Origin of the sequence: Sporosarcina sp. P26b (genome assembly GCF_002743245.1) — a bacterium.
GTDB classification, from domain to species: Bacteria; Bacillota; Bacilli; order Bacillales_A; family Planococcaceae; genus Sporosarcina; species Sporosarcina ureae_C.
On record NZ_PDYW01000006.1, the window covers coordinates 1 to 13,771 of the forward strand.

Annotated in this window: 11 protein-coding genes; 5 read left to right on the plus strand and 6 right to left on the minus strand. The window is 38.8% G+C overall.

Features of this window, described 5'->3' with window-relative positions; all coding sequences use genetic code 11:
* Positions 1–277: 277 nt before the first annotated feature.
* On the plus strand, positions 278–1,711 hold the full coding sequence (locus tag CSV69_RS07845; RefSeq protein ID WP_233192347.1) for a YfcC family protein: 1,434 nt from the start codon (positions 278–280) through the stop codon (positions 1,709–1,711).
* A gap of 64 nt (positions 1,712–1,775) precedes the next feature.
* Here the strand turns inward: CSV69_RS07845 and CSV69_RS07850 are convergent, their stop codons facing one another.
* The 5 genes from CSV69_RS07850 to CSV69_RS07870 all read right to left on the minus strand — a co-directional run bounded on the left by CSV69_RS07850 (position 1,776) and on the right by CSV69_RS07870 (position 7,663).
* A complete protein-coding gene (locus tag CSV69_RS07850) occupies positions 1,776–2,003 on the minus strand; it encodes a hypothetical protein (RefSeq protein WP_085428234.1) in 228 nt (75 codons plus the stop codon).
* Positions 2,004–2,557: 554 nt separating this feature from the next.
* Positions 2,558–3,667 carry a mandelate racemase/muconate lactonizing enzyme family protein gene (locus tag CSV69_RS07855; protein WP_099693106.1) on the minus strand — a complete coding sequence of 370 codons (1,110 nt, stop codon included), beginning with the start codon at positions 3,665–3,667 and terminating at the stop codon, positions 2,558–2,560.
* Positions 3,664–4,815, minus strand: a complete 1,152-nt coding sequence (locus CSV69_RS07860) for a M20 metallopeptidase family protein (RefSeq protein ID WP_099693107.1) — start codon at positions 4,813–4,815, stop codon at positions 3,664–3,666. The genes CSV69_RS07855 and CSV69_RS07860 overlap by 4 nt, the downstream gene beginning before the upstream one ends.
* A gap of 21 nt (positions 4,816–4,836) precedes the next feature.
* Positions 4,837–6,228 (minus strand): YfcC family protein, encoded by a 1,392-nt coding sequence (locus CSV69_RS07865; RefSeq protein WP_233192348.1) that lies wholly within the window; start codon positions 6,226–6,228, stop codon positions 4,837–4,839.
* A 127-nt stretch (positions 6,229–6,355) separates the two neighbouring features.
* Positions 6,356–7,663 (minus strand): hypothetical protein, encoded by a 1,308-nt coding sequence (locus CSV69_RS07870; protein ID WP_099693109.1) that lies wholly within the window; start codon positions 7,661–7,663, stop codon positions 6,356–6,358.
* 281 nt (positions 7,664–7,944) lie between these two features.
* On the opposite strand from CSV69_RS07870, the gene CSV69_RS07875 reads away from it, so the two are divergent.
* On the plus strand, positions 7,945–9,132 hold the full coding sequence (locus CSV69_RS07875) for a hypothetical protein (protein ID WP_099693110.1): 1,188 nt from the start codon (positions 7,945–7,947) through the stop codon (positions 9,130–9,132).
* 15 nt (positions 9,133–9,147) lie between these two features.
* Positions 9,148–10,374 carry a Zn-dependent hydrolase gene (locus tag CSV69_RS07880; protein WP_099693111.1) on the plus strand — a complete coding sequence of 409 codons (1,227 nt, stop codon included), beginning with the start codon at positions 9,148–9,150 and terminating at the stop codon, positions 10,372–10,374.
* Positions 10,375–10,443: 69 nt separating this feature from the next.
* On the opposite strand, the gene CSV69_RS07885 is transcribed toward CSV69_RS07880, so the two are convergent.
* Complete coding sequence (locus CSV69_RS07885) at positions 10,444–11,055, minus strand: TetR/AcrR family transcriptional regulator (protein ID WP_099693112.1); 612 nt, start codon at positions 11,053–11,055, stop codon at positions 10,444–10,446.
* 246 nt (positions 11,056–11,301) lie between these two features.
* On the opposite strand from CSV69_RS07885, the gene CSV69_RS07890 reads away from it, so the two are divergent.
* Together CSV69_RS07890 and CSV69_RS07895 are read left to right on the plus strand one after the other, a co-directional pair.
* Positions 11,302–12,210 carry an NAD(P)-dependent oxidoreductase gene (locus CSV69_RS07890; RefSeq protein ID WP_099693113.1) on the plus strand — a complete coding sequence of 303 codons (909 nt, stop codon included), beginning with the start codon at positions 11,302–11,304 and terminating at the stop codon, positions 12,208–12,210.
* Between the two features lie 33 nt (positions 12,211–12,243).
* Positions 12,244–13,758, plus strand: a complete 1,515-nt coding sequence (locus CSV69_RS07895) for a CoA-acylating methylmalonate-semialdehyde dehydrogenase (protein WP_099693114.1) — start codon at positions 12,244–12,246, stop codon at positions 13,756–13,758.
* The last annotated feature ends 13 nt before the right edge of the window (positions 13,759–13,771 follow it).

A 13,771-nucleotide genomic window follows, 5' to 3' on the forward strand; every position in this document is an offset into this window, starting at 1 on the left:
GTACACTGCCAGGGAGGTAAACGTATAGAAATCATACAAGGATTTCTATACAAAAAGGGTTCGATCATCAAAAACCGATGATCGAACCCTTTTTTGGCTCACTTCTGGCTAATTATGTCCCAGCCTCTTTATTTAAATTTTACGGAATATTCATATTGCTATTATACTATTTTTATTATTTAAATAGAAAATTTAGAACATAGTGCACTATTGGTATGCAATATCAGATATACTGGACCAATACAATTTCAGTATAAGAAAGGAAGATCAACTGTATATGGTGACATCGAGAGAGAAAGAACATAACCCACATCCGAACGAGAGGAAAAAGTGGAAGCTGGAAATGCCAGATACATATGTAATTTTATTTTTAGTGTTACTAGTGGCAGTGGCCGCGACATACATAGTACCGGCGGGTTCATTTGAAAGAGAAACGATAGAGGGAGTGGAAAGGGTCATTCCTAATACGTACGCACAGGCTGACAAGGATCCTACTGGATTTATGGATATCTTTTTGGCGTTGCAAGAAGGAATGGTTCAATCTGGCGGCTTAATCTTTCTAGTATTATTCGCAGGGGGAGCATTTGAAGTAGTAGAGCGCTCGGGAGCGATTAAAGGTGGAATTTTGAGAGCGGTCGATAAAACGAAAGGTAAAGAGTTTTTATTGATTGCGCTCGTTTCGATTTTATTCGCGCTAGGTGGAGCAGTTGGTGCTGTTGCTAACTCTATCATTCCATTCGTTGCGATTGGTGTAATTATTGCAAGAGCACTAAAACTCGATGCGATTGTAGCGGTGGCGATTACATTTGGTGCTACATTTGCTGGATTTAACGTTGGGTTCCTAAACCCCTATACAGTAGGAATTGCACAAACTGTTGCGGATGTTCCACTGTTTTCAGGTATGCTGCTGCGCGTTGTAGCGTTTGTCGTAATTGTTGGTGTGACTATTTTATATACGTGGCGTTATGCAAAAAAGATTATAGATGATCCGTCGAAGAGTTTAATCGGTGTATTGGACGATAGTGATCCGAACGCCTCTGCAGAAGATTTGATAGCTCCTTTTACAGGAAGACATAAAGTAATCTTATCTTTTGTTGGCTTATGTTTAGCATTCTTTGTTTTCGCAACGATTAAATTCCAGTGGTCTATTGATCACATGGCTGCATTCTTCATTATTATCGGTATAGGCTCCGGTATCATTGCTAAAATGAATTACAATGAAATTACGATAACGTTTCTTGATGGGTGTAAAAATATTGTGTATGGTGCTTTAATTATTGGGGTTGCCAGAGCGATTTTGATCGTAATGGAAAATGCTCAGATTTTGGATACGTTTGTTCAAGCTCTTTCTGTGCCATTGGCAAGCTTATCTCCTGTATTTGGCGCACTTGGAATGTTTGTTGCCAATGGTGTGATGAATTTCTTCATACCTTCAGGAAGCGGACAAGCGATTATTGCAATGCCGATTCTATCACCTTTAGCGGACATGATTGGTGTAACTCGACAAGTCGCAGTTCAAGCTTATCAGTTTGGAGACGGATTCACGAATAGTATTTTTCCTACATCAGGCCCCCTAATGGCAAGTTTGGCTGTTGCGGGTGTGGCGTGGGTGAAATGGGCGAAGTGGATGTTGCCATTGTTGTTGATCTGGACAGTGATCGCTGTGATTATGTTGACGTTTGCGGTCATGATTGGATGGGGACCGGTGTAATATCGAGTAATAGATTCGATATATGTATAGACAGCCGCCATTTTTATAATGGCGGCTGTTTTCATTAGCGCTTACAAGAATAAAGCAGTCTTGAAAGTCCTTTTAAAATAATCGCCAAGGCAAATAATACGATGACGATGATTAAAATTCCCACAACGACTGTTAGTAACAAGTGTCCTGTGAGACATGCTAACAAAGTAGGGACGATTAAAAACAATCCCAATACTGCATATGCGGCTAAAATCCCAAAGAAAAATAGCCATTCATTACTTACGTTTACACATTTCGACATAAACTTCACCTCCATGCTGTACTGTATGTAGCAGCTCATGAGGCGATGTAATGCAATACACTCGGTTGTTGATGTAAAAGGGTATTTGTACATGGCAGATTTTGAAGTTATGTAAGTAATTGGATGTAGATGTGTAGTTTTTTATTAATATAGTAGTTTTACTTCTTTCTACTATTGTAGAGGACTAGATTGTTAACTATGGGAGAGAAAAAAGTGAGTTGTATTATATTACGTTTAGCAATATAAAACTAGCTCAACACAATAGTGTTGAGCACTTTGGTTAGTGAAGTGTTTATGATGAAGTGAAGAGCGCATTACTATGCGATGAATAATATTTATATAAGTAAGTCTTTCGTAAATATCAAAAGCAATATTAATAAATCCTCCAACTAAGTTAATAGCATTGGAGGATTTATTGCGTTTAAGCCTGATAATTATGGCTTTCACAATGGGAGCGCATGAAAAAACATGATTATTGGTACGAGGTATGATACATTAAAAAATGATAATATCGAAACATAAAAATTGCGAAAAAGTCTATTTTAAACAACACATCAATCAATTTTTAAATAGTTATAAGTAAGTTTTTTCAGAACTTCCTCATCAATATCAATTCCTAAACCCGGAACGTCGTGTAAATATACAAATGGAATCTGAAAGTCTAGCTTTGCCAAATCTTCACTGAACATGAGGGGACCTACTAGTTCATTACTCTTGATTCGTTTTTTTGCGAGTGAGATATGAAGCCCAGCTGCAGAGGCAATGGCGGATTCGACCATAGATCCTACCTGACAAGTGTAGCCGGATAGTTCAGCTTGATGAACGAGTTGTACGGCTGGAAAGAGACCTCCACACTTCATCAACTTAATGTTCATCATATCTACTGCCCGTTTCAATGTGATTTCATACATTTCTTTTGTTCCATGAAGACCTTCATCAATCATTACTGGGATATTTGTTTTTTGTTTAATTTCTAGTAACCCTTCGATATCAGAAGCTACAACGGGCTGTTCGATCCAATCAATTCTACAATCTTTGATTTGATCAAGAACATATAAAGAATCGGCACTTGTTTCCCATCCTTGATTAGCATCGACTTTAATAGCAACATCAGGACCCACTGCATCTCTTACTGCTTGTATTCTTTTAATATCCAGTTTTTTATCTGTTCCTACTTTTAGTTTCAGCATAGAATATCCTTCTTCGATAGCAGCTGTCGCTTGAGAAGCCATTATTTCAGGAGAAAGGATGCTGATTACCTTCGGAACTTCTAAATGATTATGATATCGTCCACCGAGCAAATTATACACTGGCTGTTGAGTTGCTTTACCCATGATGTCATAACAAGCAATGTCGATAGCAGCTTTTGCTGTAGTTGAGTTGATGATCGTTTTATTCATTACATCATGAATTTTCTCGATGTCAAATGGATTTCTGTGTAAAACGGCTGGTGCGATTGTTTTTGTGAGTACTTCAAAGACGCTTTCCCAAGTTTCACCTGTGACATGTTCGTCAGGAGTACCCTCGCCATAACCAATTAAACCATTGTCAGTATGCACTTTCACAATAATTGAAGGCATGTCATAGTAGGTGTGATAACTGATGATAAAAGGTATTTTCAAAGGAAGACGGATTGCAAATACTTCCACTGATGTGATTTTCATTTATGCCCCTCCTTCATATAATCTAATAGGCTTTCTGTAAAAAGTTTAACTCCTACAGCCAGCATATCCTCATTAATATCAAATTTCGGATGATGATGACCATATGGCGCATCTTCTTTACCAATCCCAAGAAATATATAAGAAGAGGGTATTTTATGTGAATAGTGAGCGAAGTCTTCACTACCCATAATACCGTCTATTCGTTTCACTTGATTTATTCCAACGTTATCTTGTGCATGCTTTTCTATGAATGATGTCAGTTTCGGATTGTTAAATAGTGGTGGATCTCCATGCTGATAATCCAATTTATAGGTAGCTCCATATGCGCTACAAATACCGTCTATAATAGCATTCATTCGTTTTTCAATCTCTTGTGAAGTATTTAGATTAAAATATCGTACTGTACCCGAAGCAAATGCTGTGTCGGGAATGATATTGTAATTTGATCCTGAGTGAAGTTCTCCTATACTTACTACAGCTTCGTCATTTGTTGCGAGACTTCTACTTACAATAGACTGTAATTGCATAATAACTGATGAGATGATAAGTGTGGGGTCAATCGTATCTTGTGGCATTGAGCCATGACCACCTTTTCCTTTGATGGTAATATTAAATTTGTCAGCACCAGCCATTGTTGCACCTTCACGTACACCAATAATTCCTGAAGGTATGGGTTGCCATAAGTGATAACCAAACATTGCTTCCACTCCATCTAAGAGATTGTGTGTGACCAATTCATTAGCTCCACCAGGTAATTCTTCTTCGGCATGCTGAAATACTAAAAGAATAGTTCCTGCTATTTCATTTGTCATTTTGATTAAGTTACGAGCAACTCCAAGAAGAATTGCCATATGACCGTCATGCCCACACGCATGCATTACATTAGCATTCGAAGACGCAAATGATAAACCTGTTTCTTCTTGAATAGGAAGTGCGTCCATATCGGAACGAATTGCTACTGTTTTCCCACGTTTTTCACCTTTAATAGTACCTATAACGTCTTTTCCAGTTAGAGAATGTGTGGGGATTCCTAATTCATTAAGTTGCTTTTCTATATAAGCTTTAGTTTTATATTCTTGATGCGAAAGTTCAGGGTGCTGATGAAGATAGCGTCTCTGTTTAATAACCCAATCGTTTATATGACTCATCACTCTGCACCTCCATTGATATTAGGAATAATTTATTAAATGAGCAATAGTGACAAAAATTGCTCCAAGCGTATAGTGTATTAGAATGAGTGGGAAAATCCATTTGACCCATTTAGACCATGGAATTCTTGCCAATGCTAGACCTGCCATGAAATATCCAGATGTAGGACTAAAGATATTTGAAATTCCATCCCCAAATTGAAACGCAAGTACGGCAGTCTGTCTTGTTACACCGACTAAGTCTGAAAGCGGTGCCATAATTGGCATTGTCAATGCTGCCTGACCACTACCTGAAGGAATTATGAAATTTAACACGCATTGAACCGCATACATTCCGACGGCCGCAAATACAGCAGGAAGTTCCCCAATTGCAGAAGAGAACGCATATAGAACAGTATCCATAATGCCACCCTCTTGCAATATAACTAAAATAGCATTTGCTACCCCTACGACAAGAGCCCCCATAACGAGAACCTTACAACCATCAATAAACGATTCTGCAATCTTATCGAAAGACATTTTTCCGACGAGCCCCATTGAGATGCCCATTAGTAAGAATAGGCCAGAGATCTCTGTCAGGTACCAACCATATTTGATAACGCCAATAGCTAATCCAATTAAAGAAGCCAAAAGTATGATGAAGATTATTTTATGGCGAGTATTCATTTCTTCTATAACTGCTGTTTTATCGAAGTCATGATCTTCGCCATATAAGGCACTTTTTGTTGGATCTTTTTTTATTTTAATTGCATAACGCATTACGTACCAGATGCTGATCCCAAGGAATATTGCCCAAAAAAGAATACGAAGTCCCATTCCTGAGAATATCGGCAAATCTGCAATGCCTTGTGCCACTCCAACAGTAAAAGGATTCATAAATGCTGCAGTGAATCCAGCAGATGTACCGAGTAGTACTACAGCCGCACCGACCATAGAGTCATAACCTATAAGCGCCATGAGAGGAACGAGGATTGTGATGTAAGGAATAGTTTCTTCAGCTAGTCCGAGCATCGCTCCTGATAAAGCAAAGAAAATCATCAGAATAGGAATCAACCAATATTCGCGCCCTGACATTTTCTTAGATATAGTACCGACTGCAGCTGAGATAGCACCGGTTGCATGTAGGATACCAAATGAACCGCCAACAATGAATATATAAAAGATGATGCCAGCGGTGTTCTGCATACCTTTATGAATAGACTGGAAGACTCCAAAGAAACTAGTTGGTGTTGATTCAACTTGATGATATGTACCATCTACAACTACTGTTCGATTATTTTCGTCAATAATTTCGTCGTACATTCCAGCAGGCACAATATAAGTAGCGATTGAAGCTAAAATAATAACAATAAAGAGAATGACGAAGACATGAGGAACATTAAACTTTCTTTTTCTATTTTTCATCTTTTCCATAAGTTGCCCCCTTGACATTATTAAGCGTCGCTATATAGACGCTAACTTAAATGATATATTAAAGGACGCTTTAGACAAAGTCAATGAAATTTTAGACTATTGGAAATCTATTAATAATTAATTGTATTTATTCTGGTAAATCTAATCGATATACGGAACGGGGACGACCATTCTGATAGGGTTGTTCTTCACCTATTACTTGTAACCAACCAACATCCATGTATTTTTTTAACATCCTCTCGGCGCTACGTCTGGTAATTTCAAAGTAGTCTGCCACGTCTTCAGAAGTGATTCGATTAACCGGTCTAGATTCTAATAACTGCTGCATCTTGACCAGATTAGTTACACTAACTTTCGCTATTTTTGACATATTGACAATCCGTTCATCTAAGGATGAGAGAGTTTGTCTTTTTAATCTTGCAATTGGATTCATCACCACTTTTTCCTCTGTCACAATAATGAATGAATTTCGATCTAATTCTTTATCAGTATAAGATAATGCAATGTTGGCGTTCTTTTTTGCTTCAACCATTGTCATTCCAAATCCCGATCCCACATGGATAATAACGGCATGTTGATTTGCAAGTATTATAAGTGATTCTAGTAAAAAAGGTCTATCTATAACGAATTGAATACTTCCTTTAGTGCCGAAGTATTCAAATTTTTCAGGGGTGATTTTCTGTATTTCTCCGTTTACTTTTTTAGCAAGATTCCGTAGTTCCAGCAATATCAAATGTGTAACTTCATCTGATATTAAACATTTTGCTTTCTTGGATTTCAGATTAATTATACTAACAGCGACTTGAGACAGCTGTGTTTTATTTAAGATACTGGCTTGTTTTGCAGATTGCAGAGAATCTATAATAGTTTTTTCAGCGTCAACCATTCGAATGCAAGGTATTCCAAGCTCGTTAAGTTGATCATAAACAGAGTGAATACTTGTGATTGCAAAATCTGTTTTTTGGGAACGGTAAAGGTCTATATGATATTGAAGGAGGGAGTCTATTTCAAAACTTTTCGTGTGTTCAGTTTTAATCCATGCGAAATCCTTTATAAACACCGGCTGAGGATCAATCTGTAACTGCTGAATAATTATATCCAGGTTCTTTCTGTCTGGAAGATCTACAGAGATCCTATCCAATGCAGCTAAATTATGATGTATTACAGTTAGTAAAGTTAGAGAAACATTTAATTCATTGTCCTGAATGTAGAGAGCAGGTTTATCGAAATTGCCTACTAAGTTTTTAGCGTGACTGTAAGATAAAATACCGGAAAATAAATAAACGTCACAATCCTTTGCGGTAGGAAGTAATTTTTTTATATCTAGTACGTCTGAATATTTGTAAGAGTGTAGTTGAATACCTTCGATTTTGCTCTCGTTTGATTTTACTAATTTTATAGTTTCTTCTGAACCAAACAATGCTATTTTAATCATAAGTGCTAACACCTCCAGTTGATTAGTATTTTAACATAAGCATACTTTGAAAAGATTTTTAATCTATATTATGTAAAACACTGTTTATGCTCACTTTTTATAATCTTACCATAAGTAGTGATATTGGTCTGAGTACAAAAAAACGTCCACAAAATATATAAGACTTTAACTTCTTTGATTGCTTCAACAAAAGTAAAAAGAATTATTTAAATAAATTAAATAATTAATAACTTATGTGATAAACTAGATAACGTCTATACAACTAGAGAGGAGTGGATGATATGCCACAGATGCTTGCTTTCGTTATTTTAGCAGGGATTTTATTCATCGGAGATTTTATTGCAGTTCGTACAAAAGCATGGATTCCATCAATTTTTGTCTGTGCGGTTTTAATGTTATTAGGATATTGGACATTTTTCCCCGAGGAAATGGTAGCTACTGCGGGTATACCGCCAGTCGTGGCTTCATTATTGATTTACTTGCTAATTACTAATATGGGGACATTGCTTTCTGTACAACAGTTGAAACAGCAATGGAAGACGATATTGATTTCGTTATCAGGAATAGTAGGTATTATCGTATTTCTTTTCACTATTGGATTATTATTATTTGATATAAAAACGATATTGGTCGCAATACCACCGTTAGTTGGAGGCATTGTTTCAGCCTTGATCATGTCTGAAGGTGCGACTGAAGCGGGCCTAGCTACTTTGTCAGTTTTTGCAGTAGTTATTTACGTCATGCAAGGTTTTGCCGGGTATCCTTTAACTTCAGTTGTGTTGAAAAAAGAAGGAAAGATGTTGCTTAGTAAATATCGTAATGGCGAACTAGAAATGAAGGAATATTCTCCTGGAGAAGAGCCGATTACGCATGCTGAACCGAAAATGTTCCGAAATATGCCGGAAAAGTATAATACTAATTATTTTAAGTTTTTCCGCTTAGCTTTTGTTGCCTTTCTCGCATACGGTACTTCTACACTTCTTGCGCCAATCGTCGTGATCAGTCCATATGTTCTTTGCTTATTATTCGGGATTCTTGCAACAAGTGTAGGTTTCTTGGAAAGACAAGTGCTTGAAAAAGGAAATGGATTTGGCTTTGCGATGCTTGCATTGATCTTGTATGTATTGGATGGCTTGAAGAAGGCAACACCTGAGATGATGATGGAGATTTTGTATCCGCTTGTTGGGTGTATCGCAATAGCCGTTGTCGGAATGTATATCTTCTCGTTCTTTATTGGAAAAGTACTAAAAGTGAGTAAGGAAATGGCGTTTGCCGTTTCACTAACCGCGTTGTATGGCTTTCCAGCAGACTATATTATCACCAATGAAGTCATTAATTCATTAACGGAGGATGAGAAAGAAAGAGAAGCATTAACGAGTCATATGTTGCCACCAATGCTTGTCGGAGGATTTGTCAGTGTGACGGTTGTTTCTGTTATCTTAGCCGGTCTATTCGTTGGATTCTTATAATATGGAGGGAATAGTATGACAGCAAATAAAGAACGAATCGAGCAACATATTGATGCGCTCAAACAATTTACAGCGACGCCTGGACAAGGTGTGACGAGATTGACATACAGTAAAGAAGATTTACAAGCACGGAATTATATTAAAGAAAAAATGACAGAGTATGGCCTTGTTGTGTCTGAGGATGGGTTTGGTAATATCTTCGGAAAGCTAGAAGGAACGTTATCAGATGCGCCTTCCGTTATAGTCGGATCACATTTTGATTCGGTTCCTAACGGGGGAGCGTATGACGGAACGGCGGGAGTGGTCGTTGGACTAGAAGTGGCGGCACTATTCCAAGAGTTGCAACTGAAGCCTACATATCCACTCGAAGTCATTGCGATGGTTGAAGAAGAAGGATCACGATTTGGCGGAGGTTTGATGGGCTCAAGGGGCATGACGGGCTTATTATCTGAAGAAGAATTTTATAAATTAGCTGATAAAGACGGCATTCTCGCTACGGATGCCATGTCCGCGATCGGGCTGGATTACTCTAAGGAGAAGGTGAGACCACCTGAAACCATTAAAGCGTTTCTTGAACTTCACATTGAACAAGGCCCGATTTTAGAAGAGAAGAAAATTTGCATCGGTGTTGTAGAAGCGATCGTTGGACTCAATCATCTAGAAGTAACTGTGCAGGGACGTGCGGGGCATGCCGGCACTACGCCAATGGATTATCGTTCGGATGCGCTTGTCGCTGCGGCCAAAATACTAGCAACGTTTCCGCAGATTGCAAAGGAAACAGGCAATGGAACAGTTATTACAACAGGTCGTCTACAAGTGTTTCCAAACGGCGCTAATGTAATTCCGGATAAAGTAGTCTTTTCAGTTGATATTCGCTCGGGTAAAGAAGAACAGATTAGCCAAGCGCGACAGCAAGTGGATGAATTATTATCTGCACATAATGGAGTGGATGGCATCACTATATCTGCTGAAGAGCAGCTGTTTATTGAGCCGAAAGAATTGGATCCTGAACTTCGTGGTTTGTTGAAAGAAGTGAGTGATGAGTTGTCGATCCCGTATTGTTCCATGAGTAGCGGAGCAGGGCATGATGCGATGGTTCTATCTGATTTCACAGCGTGTGGCATGCTATTTATTCCGAGTAAAGATGGACTCAGTCATTGTCCGGAAGAATGGTCAGATGCTGGCGATTTGGCGGATGGTACAGATGTTTTGTTTGAGACGATTAAGCGGTTAGTTATGTAAAGTTTTGCGTGGAAGTGATCTTGTGAATGATGAATGGACCTCAAACCTATAGTGGTTTGAGGTCTTGTTTTATTTAGTAGATTTTAATCCATCCAACACAGCAGAAGTCATACTTTGAATTTCTACTACCGGATCTAGACGATCTCTAAAAATAATCCAGTCATAAATCGTCCCGCGCATGCAACGTGTGATGAGCATGGATATATAATTAGCTGAAAAGTCTTGTCGGAATTCATTGCGTTCTATTCCTTCTTCGACAAAGGAGTGGATGATTTGATAAAGTTGTCGATTTTGATTCGTTAAATAGTGATCGTCGTCTATCGTTAAGGCGAGTGCGCTTGTGTAGATCGTTCGAATAAAGTCTTTTCCCAAGACATCCCGTAAATACGTCATTTGCCCTTGATAAAAGAGAATGATTTTTTCTGAAGCGCTTAATTCAGCTGGAATGCTAGGGACAAAAGATAAATAAAAATTATCGATGTCTTTAAATTTCTCCAGGAAAATGTCGTATTTCGAACTATAGTGAACGTAAAATGCCCCTTTTGAAACATTGCATGCTTTGGCAATACTTTCAACCGTTACGTTATCAAAACCTTTCTCATGGAAAAGCTCCAAGCCCTTTTCAAGGAGGCTTTTTTTAGTTTCTAATGCTTTTATTTGTCTAGCTGTTAGTTCTGTCAAATTCTATTCCTCCTCTACAATGCTTGTTAATTAGTACTATGATAGCATATTTAAAGAATTTCAATAAATTGGTTGACTATTTTGAAATTCATCGGTATTCTTAAGTGACTGCAGTATGTGACCGCGGTATGTGAAAGATCTATTCATACTGTACTAGAGATTTAAATATTGTCCAATACGTTTTTATATTTTTTTGCACTAAATGATAACGCTTTCATTTTCAGCAGACTAAAAGGAGGAGTATGTATGGCGAACGAAAAGAAGATTGGGTTTATCGGTCTCGGGAATATGGGTTTCCCGATGGCGGAAAATTTATTGAAAAATGGGTACACAGTATATGCATTGGATATTAATAAGGATTCCGAAAAACGATTTGCAGAACTGGGTGGGCATGTAGGGCTGACAACTGCTTCACTATTGGGAGAAGTAGATCTGGTTTTCACTAGTCTACCTACTCCTGCTATTGCTGAAAGTGTTTATTTAGGCGAGGACGGTATTGTACCTAACGGGACTAAGCCATTGGTCTTAGTAGATTTGAGTACGATCTCGCCTGAGTTAAATAGAACTATTGAGCAAGAAGCATTGAAGCGAGGGCTTGAATATTTAGGTGCTCCAGTTAGCGGTAGTGTCAGTGGAGCGGTGAATGCTACGTTATCGATCATGGTCGGTGGTAAAAAAGAAACCTTTGAATCGGTGTTGCCTTATCTACAAGCTATTGGGTCGAACGTATTCCATGTAGGCGAGGACTCTGGTGTCGGTACAATCGTCAAGCTCATTAATAATATGATGGCAGGTATTCACAATCAAGCCGTTGCAGAAGCACTGACACTAGCAAAGCTTGCGGGTGTGGATCAGGATATTGTCTATGACATTGTCAATGTGAGTTCAGGCGCAAGTACTATTCTTACTCGAAATTACAAAACGTATATTTCGCAAGATGAGTACAATAAAGGTGCATTCACCACTTCGTTATTATTAAAAGATTTGAAGCTTGCAAAGCATGTGTCCGACTCCCTTGAGGGCGAGTTACCGATTGCGTCACAGTTGATAGAGTACTATGAAGCAGAAGTAGAAAAAGGCCATGCACATGAAGATATGTCTTCTTGTTACTTGATGCTCCAGGATAAGTTAGCTAGACAAAAACAAAATTCATAATAAATTTGACTAAAAACTAGGAGGAATAGCGATATGCAAAAAACAAGTGTAAAGACGTTGACTCATTTTATTAACGGTGAAATGGTAGAAGGAAAGAGTGGAAGATTTGGTGATGTTTTTAATCCCTCTATCGGAGAGAAAATTGCTGAAGTACCATTGGCTTCGACAGAAGAAGTGAATGAAACGGTGCAATTGGCGAAAGAAGGATTTAAAAAGTGGTCTAAGATTTCAGTCGGCAAGCGAATGGAAGTTCTTCACAAGTTCCGAGCGCTACTTGTAGAAAACACGGATCGATTAACACGAGCGATAGGTGAAGAGAACGGGAAAACACTTTCTGATGCAGCGGGTGAAATTACACGTGGAATTGAGTCAGTAGACTTTGCGCTTGGAGCTCCACACTTGTTGAAAGGTGAGCACTCAGTGAATGTAGGAGGAGAAATCAATTCTTACTCTATGCACAAACCTTTAGGCGTTGTGACTTGTATATCTCCATTTAACTTCCCGGTAATGGTACCTGTAGCGATGAGTACGATGGCTGTCGCAGTCGGTAACTCGATGATCTTGAAACCTTCAGAAAAAGTTCCTCATTCTGCGTTGATTCTCTCGGAACTCTGGGCTGAAGCAGGATTGCCAGCGGGTGTTTGGAATGTGGTCAATGGTGATAAAGAAGCCGTAGATGCATTACTGACGAACAAAGACGTTATGGCAGTGAGCTTTGTCGGTTCGACGAGAGTGGCGGAAGCGGTTTATGAAAAAGGAACGAAACATCATAAGCGCGTACAGGCATTTGGTGGCGGAAAGAACAATATGGTTATCATGCCGGATGCAGATATCAATACAGCAGTAAATTCATTCCTAGGCGCAGCATATGGTGCTGCATCACAGAGATGTATGGCGATTTCCACTGCAATTCCTGTAGGTCAGAAGACGGCTGATGCATTTGTTGCGAAGTTGACGGAGAAAGTGAACGAACTGAAAGTCGGAAAGTTCGACGATCAAGACGCAGACTTTGGCCCGGTGATCAGTGCAGAAGCAAAGGCAAGTGTCATCAAGTCTATTGATTTGGCAGTGGAAGAGGGAGCTGTTGTTGCTGCGGACGGACGTAACCCTAAAGTAGACAATGAAAACGGCTATTACTTAGCGCCGACATTGCTAGATCATGTGACAACGGATATGAATGTGTATAAAGAAGAAGTGTTCGGACCAGCTCGAATTGTCGTTAGAGTAGATACGCTTGAAGAAGCTATTGATCTAATCAATGAGCATGAATATGGTAATGGTGTAACGATCTTTACGGACAGTGGTAAAGCAGCGCGAATGTTCACAGATCAAATTGAAGTAGGAATGGTAGGCGTCAATGTTCCGATTCCAATTCCAGTTGGTTATCACAACTTTGGTGGGTGGAAACGTTCAAGATTCGGAGAAGGGCAAATGTTTGGTCCAGATACTGTACGTTTCTTCACAAAAACAAAAACTATTTCTGAGAGATGGTTTGATACTGCTTATAATGATGAAAGCAAAACAGATTTCGACTTCCCAAGTAGCTAATTAACCATAAGCA

Excerpts from the sequence above, each read along its gene's own strand:
- CSV69_RS07845 (WP_233192347.1), top strand. The coding sequence starts at position 278 with ATGGTGACATCGAGAGAGAAAGAACATAACCCACATCCGAACGAGAGG.
- CSV69_RS07850 (WP_085428234.1), bottom strand. The coding sequence starts at position 2,003 with ATGTCGAAATGTGTAAACGTAAGTAATGAATGGCTATTTTTCTTTGGG.
- CSV69_RS07855 (WP_099693106.1), bottom strand. The coding sequence starts at position 3,667 with ATGAAAATCACATCAGTGGAAGTATTTGCAATCCGTCTTCCTTTGAAA.
- CSV69_RS07860 (WP_099693107.1), bottom strand. The coding sequence starts at position 4,815 with ATGAGTCATATAAACGATTGGGTTATTAAACAGAGACGCTATCTTCAT.
- CSV69_RS07865 (WP_233192348.1), bottom strand. The coding sequence starts at position 6,228 with ATGGAAAAGATGAAAAATAGAAAAAGAAAGTTTAATGTTCCTCATGTC.
- CSV69_RS07870 (WP_099693109.1), bottom strand. The coding sequence starts at position 7,663 with ATGATTAAAATAGCATTGTTTGGTTCAGAAGAAACTATAAAATTAGTA.
- CSV69_RS07875 (WP_099693110.1), top strand. The coding sequence starts at position 7,945 with ATGCCACAGATGCTTGCTTTCGTTATTTTAGCAGGGATTTTATTCATC.
- CSV69_RS07880 (WP_099693111.1), top strand. The coding sequence starts at position 9,148 with ATGACAGCAAATAAAGAACGAATCGAGCAACATATTGATGCGCTCAAA.
- CSV69_RS07890 (WP_099693113.1), top strand. The coding sequence starts at position 11,302 with ATGGCGAACGAAAAGAAGATTGGGTTTATCGGTCTCGGGAATATGGGT.
- CSV69_RS07895 (WP_099693114.1), top strand. The coding sequence starts at position 12,244 with ATGCAAAAAACAAGTGTAAAGACGTTGACTCATTTTATTAACGGTGAA.